This window comes from Arthrobacter sp. MYb224 (genome assembly GCF_002975455.1).
GTDB lineage: Bacteria > Actinomycetota > Actinomycetes > Actinomycetales > Micrococcaceae > Glutamicibacter.
Genome location: NZ_PCPU01000005.1, coordinates 147,620 through 166,112, shown reverse-complemented (window position 1 = coordinate 166,112; position 18,493 = coordinate 147,620). Strand labels below are relative to the sequence as shown.

17 protein-coding genes are annotated in these 18,493 nt (G+C 63.5%); 14 read left to right on the top strand and 3 right to left on the bottom strand.

The features are described 5' to 3' along the window. The first annotated feature begins 7 nt into the window (after window positions 1-7). The 10 genes from CQ017_RS11355 to CQ017_RS11305 all read left to right on the top strand — a co-directional run bounded on the left by CQ017_RS11355 (window position 8) and on the right by CQ017_RS11305 (window position 11,456). On the top strand, window positions 8-916 hold the full coding sequence (locus CQ017_RS11355) for an aminoglycoside phosphotransferase family protein (RefSeq protein WP_105553801.1): 909 nt from the start codon (window positions 8-10) through the stop codon (window positions 914-916). Between the two features lie 101 nt (window positions 917-1,017). Continuing rightward, window positions 1,018-2,205: an ROK family protein gene (locus CQ017_RS11350; RefSeq protein WP_105553800.1), complete on the top strand. Its 1,188-nt coding sequence runs from the start codon at window positions 1,018-1,020 to the stop codon at window positions 2,203-2,205. Window positions 2,206-2,331: 126 nt separating this feature from the next. Continuing rightward, window positions 2,332-3,927, top strand: coding sequence for an ABC transporter substrate-binding protein (locus CQ017_RS11345; RefSeq protein WP_105553799.1), 1,596 nt, complete (start codon window positions 2,332-2,334; stop codon window positions 3,925-3,927). Between the two features lie 79 nt (window positions 3,928-4,006). After that, window positions 4,007-4,930 (top strand): ABC transporter permease, encoded by a 924-nt coding sequence (locus tag CQ017_RS11340; RefSeq protein WP_105553798.1) that lies wholly within the window; start codon window positions 4,007-4,009, stop codon window positions 4,928-4,930. After that, window positions 4,927-5,835, top strand: a complete 909-nt coding sequence (locus tag CQ017_RS11335) for an ABC transporter permease (RefSeq protein WP_105553797.1) — start codon at window positions 4,927-4,929, stop codon at window positions 5,833-5,835. The genes CQ017_RS11340 and CQ017_RS11335 overlap by 4 nt, the downstream gene beginning before the upstream one ends. Further along, window positions 5,835-6,851: an ABC transporter ATP-binding protein gene (locus CQ017_RS11330; RefSeq protein WP_105553796.1), complete on the top strand. Its 1,017-nt coding sequence runs from the start codon at window positions 5,835-5,837 to the stop codon at window positions 6,849-6,851. Before CQ017_RS11335 ends, CQ017_RS11330 begins: the two co-directional genes overlap by 1 nt. Further along, window positions 6,832-7,869 (top strand): ABC transporter ATP-binding protein, encoded by a 1,038-nt coding sequence (locus tag CQ017_RS11325; protein ID WP_105553795.1) that lies wholly within the window; start codon window positions 6,832-6,834, stop codon window positions 7,867-7,869. The genes CQ017_RS11330 and CQ017_RS11325 overlap by 20 nt, the downstream gene beginning before the upstream one ends. 71 nt (window positions 7,870-7,940) lie before the next feature. Next, window positions 7,941-9,122 carry a Gfo/Idh/MocA family protein gene (locus CQ017_RS11320; RefSeq protein WP_105553794.1) on the top strand — a complete coding sequence of 394 codons (1,182 nt, stop codon included), beginning with the start codon at window positions 7,941-7,943 and terminating at the stop codon, window positions 9,120-9,122. Window positions 9,123-9,438: 316 nt separating this feature from the next. Beyond that, window positions 9,439-10,083, top strand: coding sequence for an isochorismatase family protein (locus CQ017_RS11310; protein ID WP_105553792.1), 645 nt, complete (start codon window positions 9,439-9,441; stop codon window positions 10,081-10,083). A gap of 98 nt (window positions 10,084-10,181) precedes the next feature. Next, a complete protein-coding gene (locus CQ017_RS11305) occupies window positions 10,182-11,456 on the top strand; it encodes a low temperature requirement protein A (RefSeq protein WP_181148488.1) in 1,275 nt (424 codons plus the stop codon). Between the two features lie 77 nt (window positions 11,457-11,533). Here the strand turns inward: CQ017_RS11305 and CQ017_RS11300 are convergent, their stop codons facing one another. Both CQ017_RS11300 and CQ017_RS11295 read right to left on the bottom strand, forming a co-directional pair. Continuing rightward, entirely contained in the window at window positions 11,534-12,208 is a 675-nt protein-coding gene (locus CQ017_RS11300; protein WP_258133599.1) for an HAD family phosphatase, read from the bottom strand. Between the two features lie 34 nt (window positions 12,209-12,242). After that, window positions 12,243-12,689 carry a MarR family winged helix-turn-helix transcriptional regulator gene (locus CQ017_RS11295; protein WP_105553790.1) on the bottom strand — a complete coding sequence of 149 codons (447 nt, stop codon included), beginning with the start codon at window positions 12,687-12,689 and terminating at the stop codon, window positions 12,243-12,245. Window positions 12,690-12,802: 113 nt separating this feature from the next. Between CQ017_RS11295 and CQ017_RS11290 the strand changes: the two genes are divergently transcribed. Beyond that, complete coding sequence (locus CQ017_RS11290; RefSeq protein ID WP_105553789.1) at window positions 12,803-13,987, top strand: MFS transporter; 1,185 nt, start codon at window positions 12,803-12,805, stop codon at window positions 13,985-13,987. 79 nt (window positions 13,988-14,066) lie between these two features. Further along, window positions 14,067-14,897: an aldo/keto reductase gene (locus CQ017_RS11285; protein WP_105553788.1), complete on the top strand. Its 831-nt coding sequence runs from the start codon at window positions 14,067-14,069 to the stop codon at window positions 14,895-14,897. Between the two features lie 195 nt (window positions 14,898-15,092). Here CQ017_RS11285 and CQ017_RS11280 read toward each other — a convergent pair whose 3' ends face one another. Then, window positions 15,093-15,998 carry a LysR family transcriptional regulator gene (locus CQ017_RS11280; RefSeq protein WP_105553787.1) on the bottom strand — a complete coding sequence of 302 codons (906 nt, stop codon included), beginning with the start codon at window positions 15,996-15,998 and terminating at the stop codon, window positions 15,093-15,095. A gap of 136 nt (window positions 15,999-16,134) precedes the next feature. On the opposite strand from CQ017_RS11280, the gene tdh reads away from it, so the two are divergent. Beyond that, window positions 16,135-17,181 carry an L-threonine 3-dehydrogenase gene (tdh, locus tag CQ017_RS11275; protein WP_105553786.1) on the top strand — a complete coding sequence of 349 codons (1,047 nt, stop codon included), beginning with the start codon at window positions 16,135-16,137 and terminating at the stop codon, window positions 17,179-17,181. A 10-nt stretch (window positions 17,182-17,191) separates the two neighbouring features. Continuing rightward, complete coding sequence (locus tag CQ017_RS11270; protein WP_105553785.1) at window positions 17,192-18,391, top strand: glycine C-acetyltransferase; 1,200 nt, start codon at window positions 17,192-17,194, stop codon at window positions 18,389-18,391. Window positions 18,392-18,493 lie beyond the last annotated feature (102 nt).

Here is an 18,493-nt window from a genome sequence, read left to right as displayed (position 1 = left end):
TGGAGCAATGACCTTCCAAGAAATGCCGGTTTCGGCTATGCCGGCGGCCGAAGTGTCTATTGACCGGGACCTGGTGCGCGAATTGATCCTCGCGCAGGCACGCCAGTGGGCCGGGAAGCCCCTGACGTATCTGGCCACCGGCTGGGATAATGAGGTTTACCGTTTGGGTGAAGACCTGTTGGTGCGATTGCCTCGACGTGCGCTGGCCGAAAAGATCGGGCACAAGGAACGCCAATGGTTGCCTCGCCTGTCGTCCGACAGCGGCTTGGATGTGGGGGCTGCGGTATTCATCGGCGAGCCGACCGCGAATTACCCGTTCACCTTTTCGATCTGCCGCTACGTGCCTGGCATCAGCGCCGCGACGCTGGGGCGAACGCAACGTGATGCCTACGCACCGGCTTTTATCGACTACCTGCTGGCGTTGCATGGCCCGGCTCCGGAGGATGCGCCACGCAGTGAATTCAGGGGCTGCGAATTGCAAGCCGTGGACCGGCGCACCAGGGAGCAAATCTCCCAGCTTCCAGCGACGTACCGGCGTGGTGCGCAAGGCATCTGGGAGCAGTCGCTGGAGGCCGAAGCCTATGGAGGGCCGCCACGCTGGCTCCACGGTGATCCGCATCCACACAATACGATTGTGACCACCGTTGCGGGCAGGGCCGAGCTGTCCGCCCTGGTGGATTTCGGAGATCTCTGCGCCGGAGATCCAGCTTCGGATTTGGGGATGCTGTGGATGCATTTTACCGAGGAGCCGCGGGAGCAAGCGTTGCAGAGGTACAGCGTCGATCGCGGCATGTCAATGAGGTTGCGTGCCCGTGGTTGGGCGCTGCGCTACGCCATGCTCACCGCGCCACTGGGCGCAGCCGATCCCTTGGGAAAAATCGGCCGGGATACCCTGAAGGTGCTGCTGAAGCCGTGAGCCTGCCAGGCCGGCAGATGCGCAAGTCTGCTGTACAGATGAAAGAATGATGAAAGCATTCCTAGACAAAAGGAATATTCTGGAAGAAAGGTGCCCCTGCCATGAGCCGTAGGACCGATCCGGCCCGCGCTCGGAATTTTGCGTCGGTGCTGCGCGAAACCTTCGCTTCTCCCGGGCGCTCACGCAAGGAAATTGCCGACGCAATCGGCATTAGCGCCGCCTCGGTCACGAGCATTGCCGCCAGCTTGCTGGATCACCAGCTGATTGCCGAGGCCGATGCGGTGGCCGCGGGCCAGGGCAGGCCCCGCGTTCCGCTGAGCGTGGACAGCGAATCGAACCTGGTCATGGGCATCCACCTCGGCCCGCGGGTTACCGGCGTGGTGTTGACCGGATTGGACGGAATCTCCAAGGCGTCGGTCCTCGTTCCGCACGCGGGACTGGATGCCGAAGCCTCGTTTGCGCTGATCATCGAACAGGCGAACCTGCTCATAGCCGAGCACGCCAAGGGGCGTCAGATCCTCGGGACGGGAGTCGCGACCGGTGGCATTGTCGACCGGATCAATGGCCGAATCGTCGAGAACCAGGGCGCAGGATGGAGTGAGGTTCCGGCGGTCAGCATGCTAGCTGACCTGCCCCAGCCGCTGATCTTGGATAACAATGCCAGAGCTGCGGCGCAATCCGAACTCTTTTACGGACATGGAGCCAGGGAATCAGATTTCCTGCTCATGGTGATTACCTCCGATCTCGGGGCGGTGCTGGTCAGCAATGGACAGATCCGTGCCGGATGGTCGCAGCATGCCGGGAACATTGCTCATCTGCAGGTCAGCGACGCAGGATATCCCTGTGCCTGCGGACGCCGCGGATGCCTGCAGGTGATGGCCACGGATGAAGCGACGGTGCGTCGCGCCCACGAGGCGGGGAGACTGGACGTCAAGGACTATGGGGATATCGACCGGCTTTATGATGCCGGAGATGAGCAGATCCGCTCGCTGGTCACCGAACGGAACGGTTTTGTGGCGCACGCCGCCGCTACCGTATTCGACCTGCTTGACCCCGGGCTGCTGGTGATTGCCGGTACGCCAGCCGAGCGTCCCGAAACCCTGGCCGGGGTGCAGTCTGTCGTGGCCAGCCGGTCGTTGCAAGGACCGCTGGCCGCCCAGCGGGTGGTCTACTCCAGCGATCATGAGCTATCGCTGTCCATTTTTGCCGCCAGCATCATGGTTAACGAAGTGCTGAGCAACCCGCTGAGCTTCATCGAGCGGATGCACGCCGAGGCAATCCGCAAGTAATTTCATGCACAACTGTTGACATCATCCTCCTATCGTGTTTACTTTATTTCATAAAATAAATAAATGTGACGGCAGCCACTGCCTTGGCGCTCGTGCCCGGAATGCCGTAAATCAGGGAGGAAAAGGATGAAACAATCCAAGAAAATCGCGTTCGTTGCGGGGGTGGCCTCGTTGGCGCTCCTCGCCACGGGATGCTCATCGTCGAGCACGGCCGCAACCGGTGCCGAAGGATCAGACGCGACCTTGACATTCATGTCGACGGAACCAAAAAGCATCACTCCGCAGAAGGAACCCGGAAGCCAGATCGGCATGGCGCTCTGCGCGAACCTGATGGAGGTCAACTCCCAGAGCCAGAAACTGGAGCCATTGGCCGCCAAGTCCGTCACCAGCCAGGACGCCAAGGTCTGGGACATCGAGCTGCAGGACGGATGGACCTTCCACGATGGCACGCCGGTCACCGCATACTCCTTCGCCGAGGCCTGGAACGCGACAGCCACCGGCTCCAACGCCTGGCAAGGCAACGGTACCTTCGTCTCCTTCAAGGGCTACGAAGAACTAAACCCGACCGATGGCAGCAAGGCTTCGACCGAAAAGCTCTCCGGGGTGGAGGTTGTCGACGAAACCCATCTGAGGGTCACCCTGAACGCGCCGAACGCCGACTTCCCGAAGCTGTTGAGCACCAATCCGACCTGCCCCATGCCGGAATCCGCCTTCGAAGACCTGGACGCCTACGAGCAGTCCCCGGTCTCCAACGGCCCCTACAAGTTCATCTCCTGGGACCATAACCAGCAGGTCGTCCTGGAGAAATGGGACGGCTTCAAGGGCGCCGAAGGATTCTCCGGCGGTGCGGACAAGCTGGTCGGCAAGATCTACACCGCGGTGGATGCCGCCTACACCGACATGACCGCCGGAAACCTCGACATGATCCGCAATGTGCCGGCGACCATGGTCGACAAAGCCAAGAACCAGCTGGGCGAACAGGCCCTCTACGAGGTGGAAACCGCCTCCAAGCAGCAGACGCTGCAGATCCCCGAATACGTCGAGGAACTGAAGTCCCCGGCATTGCGCCGGGCCATCTCGCTGTCCATCGACCGCGAAGCCATTGCCGCCTCGCTGCTCAAGGGCCATGCGCAAACCTCGGATTCGCTGGTGCCTCCGTCGCTGGGCTCCTATGTGTCCGGCTCCTGCGCCGACTGCGTCTTCGACCCGGAGCGGGCCAAGAAGATCCTGGCCGAGGGCGGCGGGTTTGACGGCACGCTGATCATCGAGAGCAACTCCGCCTCGGACCAGCAGCTGGTCCAAGCGCTGACCAAGCAGATCCAGGACAACCTGGGCATCAAGGTGCAGCTGAAGCCCACCCTGGGCACCGAGCTTTCCGAACGCCGCAACAGCCAGAAGCTCGATGGAGCCGTGTTCGGCCTGTGGGGCTGGTCCTACATGTCGCCGGACCAGTACCTGAGCCAGTACGAGACCGGGGGAGACGGCAACGCCGTGACCGGCTACTCGAACGACAAGGTCGACACGCTGCTGCGTGCGGCCCGCGCAGAAATGGACGAAGCCAAGGCCGCGAAGCTCTACACCGAAGCCGAGGCGATCATCGTCGAGGATCTGCCGGCGATCCCGCTGTTCATCCCCACCGACTACGGACTGCAGTCGCAGTGCGCGCAGCTGAACGACGTCCAGGGAGACCTGCAGTACTACCGCGCCGGCTACGGCTGCTAGCAACGGTTCCGTTTGGCTGGTGCGGCCGCACGAAGATCTTGCGGCCGCGCCAGCCACCTATTGTGATGAGGGAGTACCCATGCTGGGCTATACCGTTCGGCGTATCGGGCAGATGATCCCGGTGCTGCTCGGCGCCACATTCATCATCTACGCGTTGACCTTCCTGATGCCCGGTGACCCGATTTCGGCATTGACCGGGGAGCGTCCCTTGCCGGAAGCCACCGTGGCGCAGATCCGCCAGGCCTACCATCTGGATGATCCGTTTTTCGTCCAGTACGGAAACTACATCCTCGGCGTCTTCCGCGGCGATTTCGGCATCGACTTCTTCGGCCGCCCGGTGCTGGGCCTGATCCTGGAACGCCTGCCAACCACGCTGGCCCTCGCCCTGACCGCATGGGTGCTCAAGCTTTTCATCGGCCTGCTCATCGGGGTCTACGGCGGGTTGCGTGCCGGGAAAACCGGGGACCACTTCGCACTGGTCTTCACGGTCCTGTTCATGGGGGTGCCGGGGTTCGTCATCGCGCTGGGTGCCCAAACCTACTTCGGCGTGCACCTGGGCTGGGTCGATCCGGCCGGCATCCGCGCCGGATGGCCGATGGCCTTCATCCTGCCTGCCTTGGTGATGGCGCTGGAGGCCGCCGCCGGCCTGGCCAGGCTGACCCGCACCTCGCTGGTGGACGTTCTGCGCGCCGAGTACCTGCGTACCGCGAAGGCCAAGGGCCTTACTCCGCGGCGCATCATCTGGGGCCACGCGCTGCGCAACGCCATGATCCCGGTGGTCACCTACCTGGGCCTGAGCCTGGCCGGGATGCTCGGCGGGGCAGTGATCATCGAGGCCATCTTCAATCTGCCGGGCATCGGCGGGCTGATGGTCTCCTCCATCAACAACAAGGAAGGCACCGTGGTGGTGGGCATCGCCACCCTGCTGGTGCTGGTCTACCTGGTCTTCAACCTCCTGGTTGACCTGACCTACGGCCTAATCGATCCACGGGTGAGAATATGAGCGCGACAAGCACAACAATCGGCCCCGGCGACGGCGCCCAGGCGGTGGACCGGGCCCCGGCTCCGAGCCGCGGCGCCCACCGGCGCTGGTGGCTGCGCCCCCGGCTGGCCATCTCCGGCACGATCGTGCTGCTGATGATCATCATGGCGGCCTTTCCGCAGCTGTTCACCGGATTCGGCGCCGGACCGACCGAGAACTGCGACATCATGCTCTCCAACCAGGCCCCGAGCGCCGCGCATCTCTTCGGCATCGACATCCAGGGCTGCGACTACTACACGAACGTGATCTACGGGGCCAGGGCCTCCATCCTGGTGGGCATCGTGGTCTCGGCCATCGCCTTCGCCATTGCCGCCCTGGTGGGCGCGATCGCCGGCTACTTCGGAGGCTGGGTGGACGCGGTCATTTCCCGCATCTGCGATATGGCCTTCGGCCTGCCGTTCATCCTGGCGGCGATCGTGGTGCTGCAGCTGTTCGGCCAGCGCAATATCTGGACCGTGATCTTCGCGCTGGCACTGTTCAGCTGGCCCGGCGGGGTGCGCTTCATGCGCTCCTCGGTGCTCGAGATCCGGCACCGCGAATATGTGCAGGCCGCCCGGCTGCTCGGCGCCGGCAACCGGCGCATTATCGCCAAGCACATCGTGCCCAACGCCGTCACCCCGCTGCTGGTGCTGCAGACCCTCGGGGTGGGCGGCATGATCTCCGCGGAAGCCGGGCTGACCTTCATCGGCATCGGGCTGACCCCGCCGGCGGTCTCCTGGGGATTGCAGCTGGCGGCCGCCCGCGACTACATCGACGCCGCACCGCACCTGCTGCTCTTCCCCGCGATCTTCCTGACCATAACGGTGCTCGGCTTCGTGCTCTTCGGCGAAGCGCTGCGCGACGAATTCGACCCGAAAGGAAAGTAATGAGGCAACCGCACCACGCCCCGCGGCCGCTGCTGGAAATCCGCGACCTGCGCGTCCAGTTCGCCACGCCCCAGGGCACCGCGACCGCCATCAACGGCGTCGACCTGCAGCTTGCCGCCGGCCAGTGCCTGGGCATCCTGGGCGAGTCGGGATCCGGCAAGTCGGTGACCGCCCGGACCATCATGGGGTTGCTCGACACCCCTCCGGCCAGGGTCGCCGGCGGCGAAATCCTGCTCAACGGCGAAGACCTGCTGTCCATCGGCGCCAAACGCCGCCGGCAGCTGACCGGCCCGTGCATGTCCATGGTGTTCCAGGACGCGCTCAGCGCCCTGAACCCGGTGCATCCGGTGGGCCGGCAGATCGGCGAGCTGTTCCGGGTGCACCGCGGCTACAGCCGCAAGGCCGCGAAGGCCGCGGCCATCGAGATGATGGACCGGGTGCGCATCCCGGCCGCGGCCAGCCGGGTGAACGACTACCCGCACCAATTCTCCGGCGGCATGCGCCAGCGCATTGTCATTGCCATGGCGCTGGCCTTGGGACCCGAACTGCTGATCGCCGACGAACCGACCACCGCCCTGGATGTGACCGTGCAGGCCCAGATTCTGGAGCTGCTCAAGGAGCAGCAGGCGGAGAACAATATGGGCCTGATCCTGATCACCCACGATATTTCGGTGGTGCGCGAGGTCACCGACCAGGTAGCGGTCATGTATGCCGGACGGATCATCGAGCAGGGGCCGACCGCCCAGGTGCTTTCCGCGCCGCGCCACCCCTATACCCGGGGGCTCGCCGAATCCGTGGCCAGTGAAGCGCTCAAGGGGCACCGGCTTCCGGCGATTCCCGGCAGCCCGCCGGACCTGTTGAACATTCCCGTGGGCTGCTCGTTCGCCAACCGGTGTTTCCTGGCCGACGAAGCCTGCACCGCCGCCGTGCCCGCGCTGGAGGCCATCTCGGCCGGACGCCAATCGGCCTGTTTCCATTCCCAGGAGGTACCGAGTCATGCCGCATACAGCCACTGAGCCGCGGACCGGCAAGACAGCATCCGGACCGATTATGGAACTGCGCGATATCAGGATGCACTATCCGGTAGCCCGGCCGCTGCCCTTCGGAGCGAAGAAGGTGCTCAAGGCGCTGGACGGGGTGGACCTGCAGGTGCCCGCCGGGCAGACGCTGGGGATCATCGGTGAGAGCGGCTGCGGGAAGTCCACACTTGCCCGCATCCTCTCCGGGCTGGAAAAGCCCAGCGAAGGCCAGGTGCTCTTTGACGGGGTGGACATCAACGAGCTGCAGCGTGCCGAGCGTGCCCTGATGCGCCGGAACATCCAGCTCATCTTCCAGGATCCCTACGCTTCGCTCGATCCGCGGATGACCATCGAGCAGATCCTGCTTGAACCCTTCGAAATCCATCCCGATCTGGTGCCCCGTGCCCGGCGGCGGGCGAAGATCGCGGAGCTGATGGAATTGGTGGGGCTGAACCCGGATCATTTGAGCCGCTATCCGCATAACTTCTCCGGCGGCCAGCAGCAGCGCATCGGCATTGCCCGCGGCATTGCGCTGAATCCCCGGGTGCTGATCTGCGATGAGGCGGTCTCGGCCCTGGATGTGTCGGTGCGCGCCCAGGTGGTCAACCTGCTTCAGGATCTGCAGCAGGAACTCGGGTTGACCTTCGTGTTCATCGCCCACGACCTGCAGATTGTCCGGCATATCTCGGACAGCGTCGCGACGATGTATCTGGGCAAGGTGGTCGAATCCGGAAGCTACGACAGGGTCTATGAGCACAGCGCCCACCCCTACACCCAGGCGCTGCTCTCTGCGGCGCCCGAACTCCGGCAGGGTTCGAGCACACCGCGTGAATTGATCCTGCTGCAGGGGGATCCGCCCTCGCCCATCGACCCGCCGACGGGGTGCCGATTCCATACCCGCTGTCCCATCGCGCAACCCAGCTGCGCCGCCTCCGAGCCGCGGCTGGACCCGCTGCAGGGTGATCATGCGGCCCGCTGTTTCTTCCCCGGCCCGCTGAACCTCGGCTCAGGCTAGCCGCGCCGGCTTCATCCGGTCATCAAATATTTGCTGCGCGCCGCAAGGGCGCCAATCAAAAGGAGAACTACATGGACCTCAAGGTCGGAATCGTCGGCTTCGGACTGCGGGCTTCGCTGCACCGCTACCTGCAACGTCCGGGGGAAGGCAGCGTGGTCCGGATCGTCTGCGATACCAGCGAGCGCGGCCGCGAGGATGCCCGGGCGGCCTTGCCCGAGGCGGAAGTCACCGCGGACCTGCAGGTATTGCTGGACGCCGGCCTCGACGCGGTCCTGGTCCTCACCCCGGATTTCACGCACCGCGACGTAGTGCTCCGCACGCTGGAAGCGGGTATCCCCACCTTTGTCGAAAAGCCCCTGGACATCACCCTGGAGCGCGCCGACGAGATCCTGGCCGCCGCCCAGCGCACCGGCACCAGATTGTACGTCGGGCACAATATGCGCCATATGCCGGTGATCTGGCAGATGAAGCAGCTGATCGAACAGGGTGCCATCGGCGAGGTGAAGGCCGTGTGGTGCCGGCACTTCGTGGGCAACGGCGGAGATTACTATTTCAAGGACTGGCACGCCGAACGCCAATACAGCAATACCTTGCTCTTGCAGAAAGGGGCCCACGATATCGATGTCATCCACTGGCTGGCCAACGGCTACAGCACCCAGGTCTCCGGCGTCGGATCGCTGGCGGTCTACGGTCAGGTGGAGGACCGGCGGAACAATGCGGACCTGCGCCTGCGCGACTGGTTCTCCCTGGAGAACTGGCCGCCGTCCGCGCAGCGCGGCCTGAACCCGAAGCTTGATGTGGAGGATCTGTCGATGGTTCAGATGAAGCTGGATAACGGGGTGCTGGCCTCCTATCAGCAGTGCCATTTCACCCCCGACTACTGGCGCAATTACACGGTCATCGGCAGCGCCGGAAGGTTGGAGAACTTCGGTGACGGCCCCGGGGACTTCATCCACGTGTGGAACACCCGCACCACGCATGGTTTCGCCGAACCGGATCTGAAGGTTGAGATCAAGGGTGATGATGCGGGCCACGGCGGCGCCGACCCGAATCTGATCGCCGAATTCCTGCGTTTCGCCCGTGATGGGGGAGCGACCGAAACCTCGCCGCTGGCTGCCCGGGCTGCCGTCGCCGTGGGTGATTTGGGTGCCCGTTCGCTGCGCTCGTCGGGGCAGACGCTGCAGATTCCCGGTCTGGAGGAAGGCCTGGTCAGCTACTTCGAAGCGGACCAGCAGGCGCAGCACGTCAACTAGGGAGCCGTCATTTGGCCAGATGGCTTCCGAACGCTCGGCGGAACCTCGGCCGGGTGGGATTCGATGGGTGATCCGTCTGGTCCCGGCGCGCAAGAGTGTGCCACTTGGCGCAATGGTGCAGCTGGAGCCGGAGGAGAATCCCGCATTGGCGGTGCCGTCGCGCCTTGCTGCCCAGGCGCCTGCCTTGGGCCGGTCCAATGGGCCGAAGGCATTCGCGCGCGCCTCGCTCTGGCCTCTGGTTCCGCCGCACCGCGTAGGATAACGTGTTTTCCACGTACCCCTTTTCGTTGGTGAATAGGCCCTGAAGGAGAAGCAGATGTCCAAGAAGACCTCGCCGGAACCGATCCGCGATCAAGCGCACGATCACTTGCTGACACCGCAGAACTGCGTCTTGGCGCTGATCGATTACCAGCCCGAGCAGTACGGCACCGTCACCTCGGCCACCCGTGAGCGGATCGACTTGAACGTCGTGGCGCTGTGCCGCCTGGCCATGAAATACGAGATTCCGGTGGTGCTCTCCACGGTCGGCGTGGACATGGGCGTGAACGAGGGCACCGCGCAGCACATCAAGGACGAGCTGCCCGGAGTGCCGGAGATTGACCGCAGCGGTGTCAATGCGTGGGAGGACGCCGAATTTCGTGGGGCCATCGAGGGCAGCGGCCGCCGCAAGGTGGTGATGGCCGGGCTGTGGACCGAAGTCTGCCTGACCTTCCCGACCTTGGACATGCTGGCCGAAGGATACGAGGTCTACCCGGTAGCCGATGCCGTGGGAGGAATTTCGCAGGTGGCCCACGATCGGGCCTTCGACCGGATGATCTCCGCCGGCGCGCAGCCGGTGACCGCGATTTCTTTCGGCGGGGAGCTGATGCGTAATTGGGCACGCGGTGACTCGGATAAATTGCGCGAGAACATGCGCTGGTACTTCCCGCTGAAGCACGAGCTTGACGCTGCCGGGAAGTAGCAAAGAAGCGGTGGTCGATGGCGGTTGCTTGCGTATTTCAGTGTTCGGTCCAATATTCTATTGCTGTTCGCAAGTTGCCGTTCGAAAAGGCTGTATCGATGACCGTAAGCACGGGAGATAATTTCTACCAGCATGGCCTGCGGCGCATGCGCGGCCGGGATCCGCAGGAGAAAAACAGGTCCGCCAGCACCCTGGAGTTATTCTTCGACCTGACCTTCGTCACCGCCTTCGGCGTGGCCGGTAGCGAGCTGGCCCACGGCATCGAGGTAGGCCATTATCTGCCGGCCATCGTTTCCTTTGTCATCGCCTGCTTGGCGATCGTCTGGGCCTGGGCCAACTATGCCTGGTTGGCCTCGGCCTTCGACAATGACGATTGGCTGTTCAGGAGCCTGACGCTGGTGCAGATGGCGGGCGTCATCGTGCTGGCGGTCGGCATCCCGATGATGTTCCAATCCATAGATCATGGGGCGGTGCTGGATGCCAATGTGATGGTAGTCGGCTACATAGTCATGCGCATCGCGCTGATCGGGCAATGGCTGCGAGTCGCCCGGCAGGACCCGCGGCACCGAGTGGTGGCCCGCGGAAACGCTATCGGCGTGGGCATCGCGCAGATCGGCTGGACCTCGTTCCTTTTCCTTCCGCTGTCGCTGGTTCCGGCCTTGGTCTGCCTGGCAATTTTCTGGGTCATCGATTTCAGTGCGCCATTGATTGCCGAGAAGGTGGCCCGCCGGCGCGGCGAATCAGGCATTCCCTGGCATGCCCACCACATTGCCGAACGCTATGGCTTGATGGCCATCATCGCTCTCGGCGAATGCATCGTGGGAACGCTGGCGGCGGCCCGCGCGATCTCGGCGGGCTCGAATTGGAGCTTTGAGAGCGTGGTGGTGGTCTCGGTAGGCGTGCTGATCTCTTTCAGCCTGTGGTGGGCATACTTTCAGCTGCCCTCCGGGCCGGTCCTGCATCAGCGGCGAGACAAGGCTTCCGCGTGGATTTACGGTCATATTGCCCTGTTCACCTGCATCGCCGCGATTGGTGCCGGGCTGCATACGGTCGGCTACGCCTATGACCCGCAGGCCGCCACGGATCCGGTCGTGGTGATCCTCGCCTTGGCGATTCCGGTATTCATCTTCATGCTGATCATCGCCTCGTTGCTGACCTGGTTGCTGGACGCTGCGATGTTTACCCTGGCGCATCTACCGACGTTTCTGATGCCGCTGGCTGCGGTCCTGCTGAGCCAATGGGGCCTTCCGGCCTGGGCTTGCCTGCTGGTGCTGCTGTGCTCGCCGCTCACCGTGATTGTCGTGTATGAACTAGGTTATTGGCGAAAGCTGGCGGTGACCCTCGACCGTGCGCTGCAGCAACCTGCGCGGTAGTTGAGCACTTTCGGAAACACGGTGACGCACGCCGCCAGCGGCGTCGGCTGCGTAATCCCGGCCAGAGACCCGGGACGCTAATCCTTGATGGTCAGCGCGTGCAGTTGGTCCATGCTGCTGAAAATCCGGCTTGCCCCGGCCGCCAGCAGGTCCTCGGCCGCGGTGCTGCTGGGACCGCCATTGGCGAAGCCGAACACCGTCGCGCCGGCTGCCACCCCGGCGGTGACTCCGGTGACGGTATCCTCGATGACCAGCGCCTGAAGCGGGTCAATTTGCAGGGCCGCGGCGGCTGCCAGATACACATCCGGTGCTGGCTTGCTGCGCGGATACTCCATGCCGCTGAATACGCGATCTCCAAACCAGGGGGCCAGGCCGGTAACCGAAAGCTGCATTTCCACTTTGCCTCGATCCGCGCCGGAGGCGCAGGCGATCTTTGACCCGTAGGTCTTGGCGATCGCGGCTACCGCGTGGGCCGCGCCGTCGATCGGGGCCAGCGCGCTGCGCAGCGCATCATCTCGGCGTGCGCGGAATCTGGTGAGCCACGCATCGTCGATGCGGAATCCGGTGTGCGCGTAAATCGGTTCCCATTGGTCCTTCAGTGCCTTGCCGATAAAAATCTCCAGGCAATCCTGCACGCCGATCTCCCAGCCCAGCTCGAGCAGCATAGTGCGGAGGACCGAATTGGTGATCAGTTCGGAGTCTACGAGGACGCCGTCGCAGTCGAAAAGCACGGCGGAGAAGCGGGGTATCACGGGGGTCGTGGCCTTTCGCGGAAGTGGCAGAGGGCTAGGCGGAAGGGAACTGAGGCAGGATCCGGGCTAGCGGTGCGAGTTCGGGCTGCTGCTCGGCCTCCTTGAGCACGCGTTCCAGGGTTGCGTCGTGAATTGGCTTCGCCTTGCGGTAAAGCTGCTGGCCGGCGAGCGTCAGCTCGGTGTAGATGCCGCGTCGGTCATCGGCGCAGAGCACCCGGGAGAGCAGGGCGCGATCTTCCAAACGGGTCACCAGGCGTGTGGTGGCGCTGGGGCTCAGCGCGGTCGCCCGGGCCAGTTGCGCCATGCGCATATGCCAGCCGTCCTGCCGGTTCAGCGCGTCCAGAAGTGTGTACTCCACCACAGACAAGCCGACTTCTGCGCTGAGGTCTTTTTCCAGTGCGGACTCGATAATTCCGTGCAAGGCCGCCAATGTACGCCACCCGTGGGCACGGATTTCGACCGCGTCGTCTGCGATTCCCACTTCATCCTCCAAAATGATTGCTTGCGCGCATTAGTTGCGTGTGCAACTATTTAACCCATCGGCGCAATAACAAGCGTCTGCAACTATTGTTCAAGTTTATCAGGAGTAAGCAAATGCCACTGGGACTCATCGCGCTGGCCCTAGGTGCCTTCGGCATCGGGCTCACCGAATTTGTGATCATGGGCCTGCTGCCCGAGGTGGCGGCGGACTTCGGCGTCAGCGAAGCGGCCGCAGGATGGCTGATCTCCGGCTACGCGCTGAGCGTGGTGGTCGGCGCTCTCGGGCTGACCGCCGCCACCGTGCGCCTGCCGCGCAAACCGGTATTGGTGGGGCTGCTGGTGCTGTTCATCATCGGCAATACGCTCACCGCCATCGCCCCGGACTATATGGGGGCCATGATCGGGCGGGTGATCGCCGCACTATGCCACGGCGCCTTCTTCGGCATCGGCACCGTCGTCGCCGCGGATCTGGTGCCCGGGGCCAAGAAGGCGCGGGCCATCGCCATCATGTTCACCGGACTGACCGCCGCCAATGTCCTTGGCGTTCCCTTCGGAACCTTCCTGGGCCAGCAGGCGGGGTGGCGTTCCACCTTCTGGGCCATCTCCGGCATCGGGGTGCTCGCACTGATCGGCATCCTGCTTCTGGTGCCGGTGCTCCGGCATGCCGCCGAAGCGGTATCCCTGCGCAGGGAGCTGAGCGCCTTCGCCTCCCTGCAGGTGTGGCTCTCGCTGGGTGTCACGGTGCTTGCCTATGGCGGGATGTTCGGTGCCTTCACCTACATCGCCTACACGCTGACCGAAGTATCCGGCTTTGCCTCCGGAGCCGTCCCCTGGCTGCTGGTGCTCTTCGGTGTGGGGCTGTTCGTTGGCAATTGGTTCGGCGGACGCATGGCCGACCGGAACATCGACCGCACGCTGCTGATCTTCATCGCCTCCCTGGTTGTTGTCCTGGTGGGCTTCGGTGCTCTGGCAGCAAGCCCGATAGCCACCGTCGTGGCCCTGCTGCTCATGGGTGGATTCGGCTTCGGCACCGTTCCCGGCCTGCAAAGCCGCATCATGCGCTACGCCGGGACTGCCCCGACGCTGGCTTCCGGAGCAAATATCGGCGCCTTTAATGTCGGCAATGCCCTCGGCGCTTGGGCCGGCGGGGTGGGCATCGCCGTGGGGCTTGGCTACACCTCGCCGATCTGGATTGGCGCCGCCATCACCCTCGCCGCGCTGCTGTTGATGCTGCTGGCCGCCTCGTTGGCCAAGCGGGAGCCGTCGACTGCGCGAACCGCGGTTATGGCAGCAAACTAGGCCGCAGGCTTTCACCGACCGGGCTTTCACCGCTCAACTAACCACTGAATGACCAGAAAAAATTCTCAAAGGGAGTCCCATGACCAATTCAATCCCAAACCTCACGCTCAACAACGGCATCGAAATGCCGCAGCTGGGCTTCGGAGTCTTCCAAGTGCCAAATGAGCAGACCACGGCAGCCGTCGCCGCCGCGCTGGACGCTGGCTACCGCAGCATTGACACCGCCGCGATCTACGGCAACGAAGAAGGCGTGGGAAAGGCCCTGGCCGAGTCCGGCATAGCCCGTGATCAACTGTTCATCACCTCCAAGCTCTGGATCGCCGATATGGGCTACGAGCAGACCCTCGAAGCCTTTGGGGCGAGCCTTGAACGCCTGGGCCTGGACTACTTGGATCTATTCCTGATCCACTGGCCGGCGCCCGCGAAAGATCTCTACGTCGACTCGTGGAAAGCGCTCGAAAAGCTCTATTCCGAGGGGAAAGTCCGTGCCATTGGCGTATCGAACTTCCAGCCGGGGCATCTGGAAAAGCTGGTCGAGGCGGCGGACATCGTTCCGGCGGTCAATCAAGTCGAGCTGCACCCGGCACTGCAGAATCGCGAAGTGATCGCCGCGAACGCCGAGCACGGCATCGCCACGGAAGCCTGGAGCCCACTGGCGCAGGGAGCGCTGCTGAGCGAGGAATCGATTCTGGCGATTGCCGCAATGCACAATGTCACCGCCGCGCAGGTGATCCTGCGCTGGCACCTGCAGGAAGGAAGGATCATTATCCCGAAGTCGGTCACCCCCGCGCGGATCGCCGCCAACCTAGACCTGTTCGGCTTTGAGCTCTCCGCTGACCAGATGTCCGCGATTGAGGCGCTGGACCGGGATGGCCGCACCGGTCCAGATCCGGACGCCTTCAACGGCTGATAATGAACTGCTTCTAAACGCCCGTCCCTTTCGAGGGGCGGGCGTCTTCCGTACCCGGAGCCATTCCGCGGCCACCATAAAAGGCGGCGGCGGTGGGTAGAAAGCCATCGGGCACGCTCGCGGGCCAGTGACCGACATGCAAAAGAGGGTTTTGCCTTGCGGTTTCGTGCCTAGGGGTGATTGCGTATTGCTGCCTCAGCTGATTACCAGCCGCTGCACCGTACTGCGGATGGCGTTGATGACATCGTTTACCGTGCCGCGGTGCAAATGCTCCGCCCGCAGTAGAAGGTCGATTTGTCGACCTGAGTTCAAGCCTTTGATTGGTCGTAAAATCACCGTTTCATCCAGGGTGTTGCGCGCCGTGTACCGCGGCAAGATTCCTAGGCATTTGCTGGCTTCAATCAATGCCCCGGCGGTGGCGTAGTCATTGACTCGGTGTTCCACCATTGGTGCCCGGCCGGCGAGGGCGGCGATGGTCTCCAGGACGTCGGCCGGCGAATAGCCAGAACGCGAGACCACCCACCGCTCGTCGATCACTTGTTCCGGGGAGAGCTCGGAGTACGCTGCCAACGGGTGATCGCGGTGAATTGCGATATCCAAGGGTTCAAAGGCCAGCGGGATCACGGCAATGCGTTCTTCCGGCCAAGGCGCGGTATGCGGCATGCGGTGGGCCAGTACCAAATCGTAGCCGGAGGTCAGTGCCGGGAAGTCCTGTTGCGAGACATCCTCATCGGAGAAGCGCAGCGGGGGTAGCTCCCCTTCCGGGTAGGTCAGCAGCGGAGCGAAGATCGTCTGCCCGATGGAGTGGAACCCCGCGATATGTATTGGCACCTCGAGGTCTTGGTCCTGTGTGCGGATCTTCGCCTCGACCTCGGCCAAGGTCGAGGCAACCGAGGCGGCGGCCGAAGCCAGCAACTTTCCCTCGGCCGTTAGCACCAGCCGGCGTCCATCCTTCTGAGTCAGCGCGGCTGGGAAGCCGCGCTGCAACTGCGCGAGGTGTTGGGACACGGCCGACGGTGAGACGTACAGGGCCTTCGCGACCGCGTTGACGCTGCCTAAATCCGCTAGCTCGCGAAGAATCCGCAACTGATGTAATTCCATGAAGTAAATACTAAATCGTTAGATCAGGAAATCGAAGTTCGTCTAAGGTTTCTTCCCATGCTGTTGGGTGCGACACTTGAAACAACCCCAAGTCTGTCGTGCACGCACCCCGATGCCCGATCCCAAAGGAACCAGCATGAAAGCACTGTACAAGTCCGGACCACATGCCGGCCTGGAACTCGTCGACCGGCCAGAGCCGGAGGTCGGCGTCCACGATGTCAAAATCCGTGTGATGACCGCCGGAATCTGCGGCACCGATCTGCACATCGAAGCCTTTGACGATGCAGCGAAGGCCATGATCAACACCCCGCTGGTCCCCGGCCACGAATTCTACGGTGAGGTCGTCGAGGTCGGCTCGTTCGTGCAAGGCGTTAAGATCGGTGACCGGGTTTCCGGCGAAGGCCACGTGGTCTGCGGCCTGTGCCGCAACTGCCGGGCCGGGCGCCCCCATATGTGCATCAACGTCAACTCCGTCGGCGTGCAGCGCGATGGCGCGTTCGCCGAATACGTGGCGATCCCCGAAAGCAACGTATATGTTCACCGCGACGAGCGCATCACCCCGCTGCTCGGCGCTATCTTCGACCCATTCGGCAACGCCGTGCACACCGCGCTGCAGTTCCCCATGGTCGGCGAAGACGTGCTCATCACCGGAGCCGGCCCCATAGGCCTGATGGCCGCCGCGGTGGCCCGCCATGCCGGCGCCCGCAATATCGCCATCACCGACGTGTCCGAGCAGCGCCTGGAGCTGGCCCGCACCATGGGCGTGGACCTGGCGATCAACGTGGCCCAACAGCGAATCGCCGAAGCCCAGAAGGAATTGGGAATGCGCGAGGGTTTCGACTTCGGCATGGAAATGTCTGGTCACAAGACCGCGTTGCCCGAAATGATCGAAAACATGAACCACGGCGGCAAGATCAGCATGCTCGGCCTGCCCAGTGAATCGATCGATATCAACTGGGGCAAGGTCGTCACCCACATGCTCACCCTGAAGGGCATCTACGGGCGCGAAATGTTCGAGACCTGGTACGCCATGAGCGCCATGCTCACCACCTCTGATATTTTGCGTGAACGCGTCGCCTCGGTGGTCACCGACTTCCTGCCGGCTACCGAATGGCAAGCAGGCTTCACCGCCGCTCGTGGGGGACACGGCGGCAAAGTTGTTTTGGACTGGACAGTTTTCTAGGAGATATGACATGTATACAGATATGAAAGACCAGCTGTCCGCGGAACTGGAGCAGCTTAAGGATTCGGGCCTCTTCAAGGCCGAACGCCACATCGACTCGGCGCAGTCCGCATCGATCATGGCCGGCTCGCTGGGAAGCGAATCCCGCCGGGTATTGAACTTCTGCGCGAATAACTACCTAGGTCTGGCCGACGACCAGCGCATCATCGACGCGGCCAAGAACGCCATGGATGATCGCGGCTTCGGCATGGCCTCGGTCCGCTTCATCTGCGGCACCCAGGACCTGCACCTGGAACTTGAAGCCAAGCTCTCGGCATTCCTCGGAACCGAAGACACCATCCTGTTCTCCAGCTGCTTCGATGCCAACGGCGGTGTCTTCGAATCCCTGTTCGGCGCCGAAGACGCGATCATCTCCGACGCGCTGAACCACGCGTCGATCATCGACGGCATTCGCCTGTCGAAGGCGGCACGCTTCCGCTACAAGAACCAGGACATGGAAGACCTGGAAACCCAGCTGCAGGCGGCCGCCGCCATGAACGACGGCGCCGGTGCCCGGCGCACCATCGTCGTCACCGATGGCGTGTTCTCCATGGACGGATTCTTGGCCCCGCTGGAAGCGATCTGCGACCTGGCGGACAAGTACGGCGCACTGGTGATGGTCGATGATTCCCACGCGGTGGGCTTCATGGGCTCCAACGGTGCCGGAACCCCGGAGCACGCCGGCGTCTCGGACCGGGTTGATATCTACACCGGAACCTTCGGCAAGGCGTTGGGCGGTGCCTCGGGCGGCTACGTTTCCGGCCGCGGGGAGATCGTGGCGATGCTCCGCCAGAAGGCACGCCCATACCTGTTCTCCAACTCGCTGGCCCCGTCCATCGTGGCAGCCACGCTGACCGCCCTTGACCTGGTGGCAGGATCCGGAGATTTGCGCGAGAAGCTCTTCGAAAACGCGGCGCACTTCCGCCGCCGGATGACCGAGGAGGGCTTCGACCTCCTCGACGGCGAGCACGCGATCATCCCGGTCATGTTCGGGGACGCGGTCAAGGCCGCTGAAGTCGCCGGCAAAATGCTGGAGCATGGCGTCTTCGTCACCGCGTTCAGTTTCCCTGTCGTGCCGAAGGGGGCCGCGCGCATCCGTGTGCAGCTCTCCGCCGCGCATTCGGCCGAGGACATCGAGGCCTGTGTGCAGGCTTTCGTCGCCAGCCGCTAAGCAGCAACACCAAACCGCCCGTGCTTCCGTTCCCGGAAGCGCGGGCGGTTTTGCGTTCCGCGTCGTCTGGGCATTGTGGCACCAGTTAGGTGGTGCCACAAT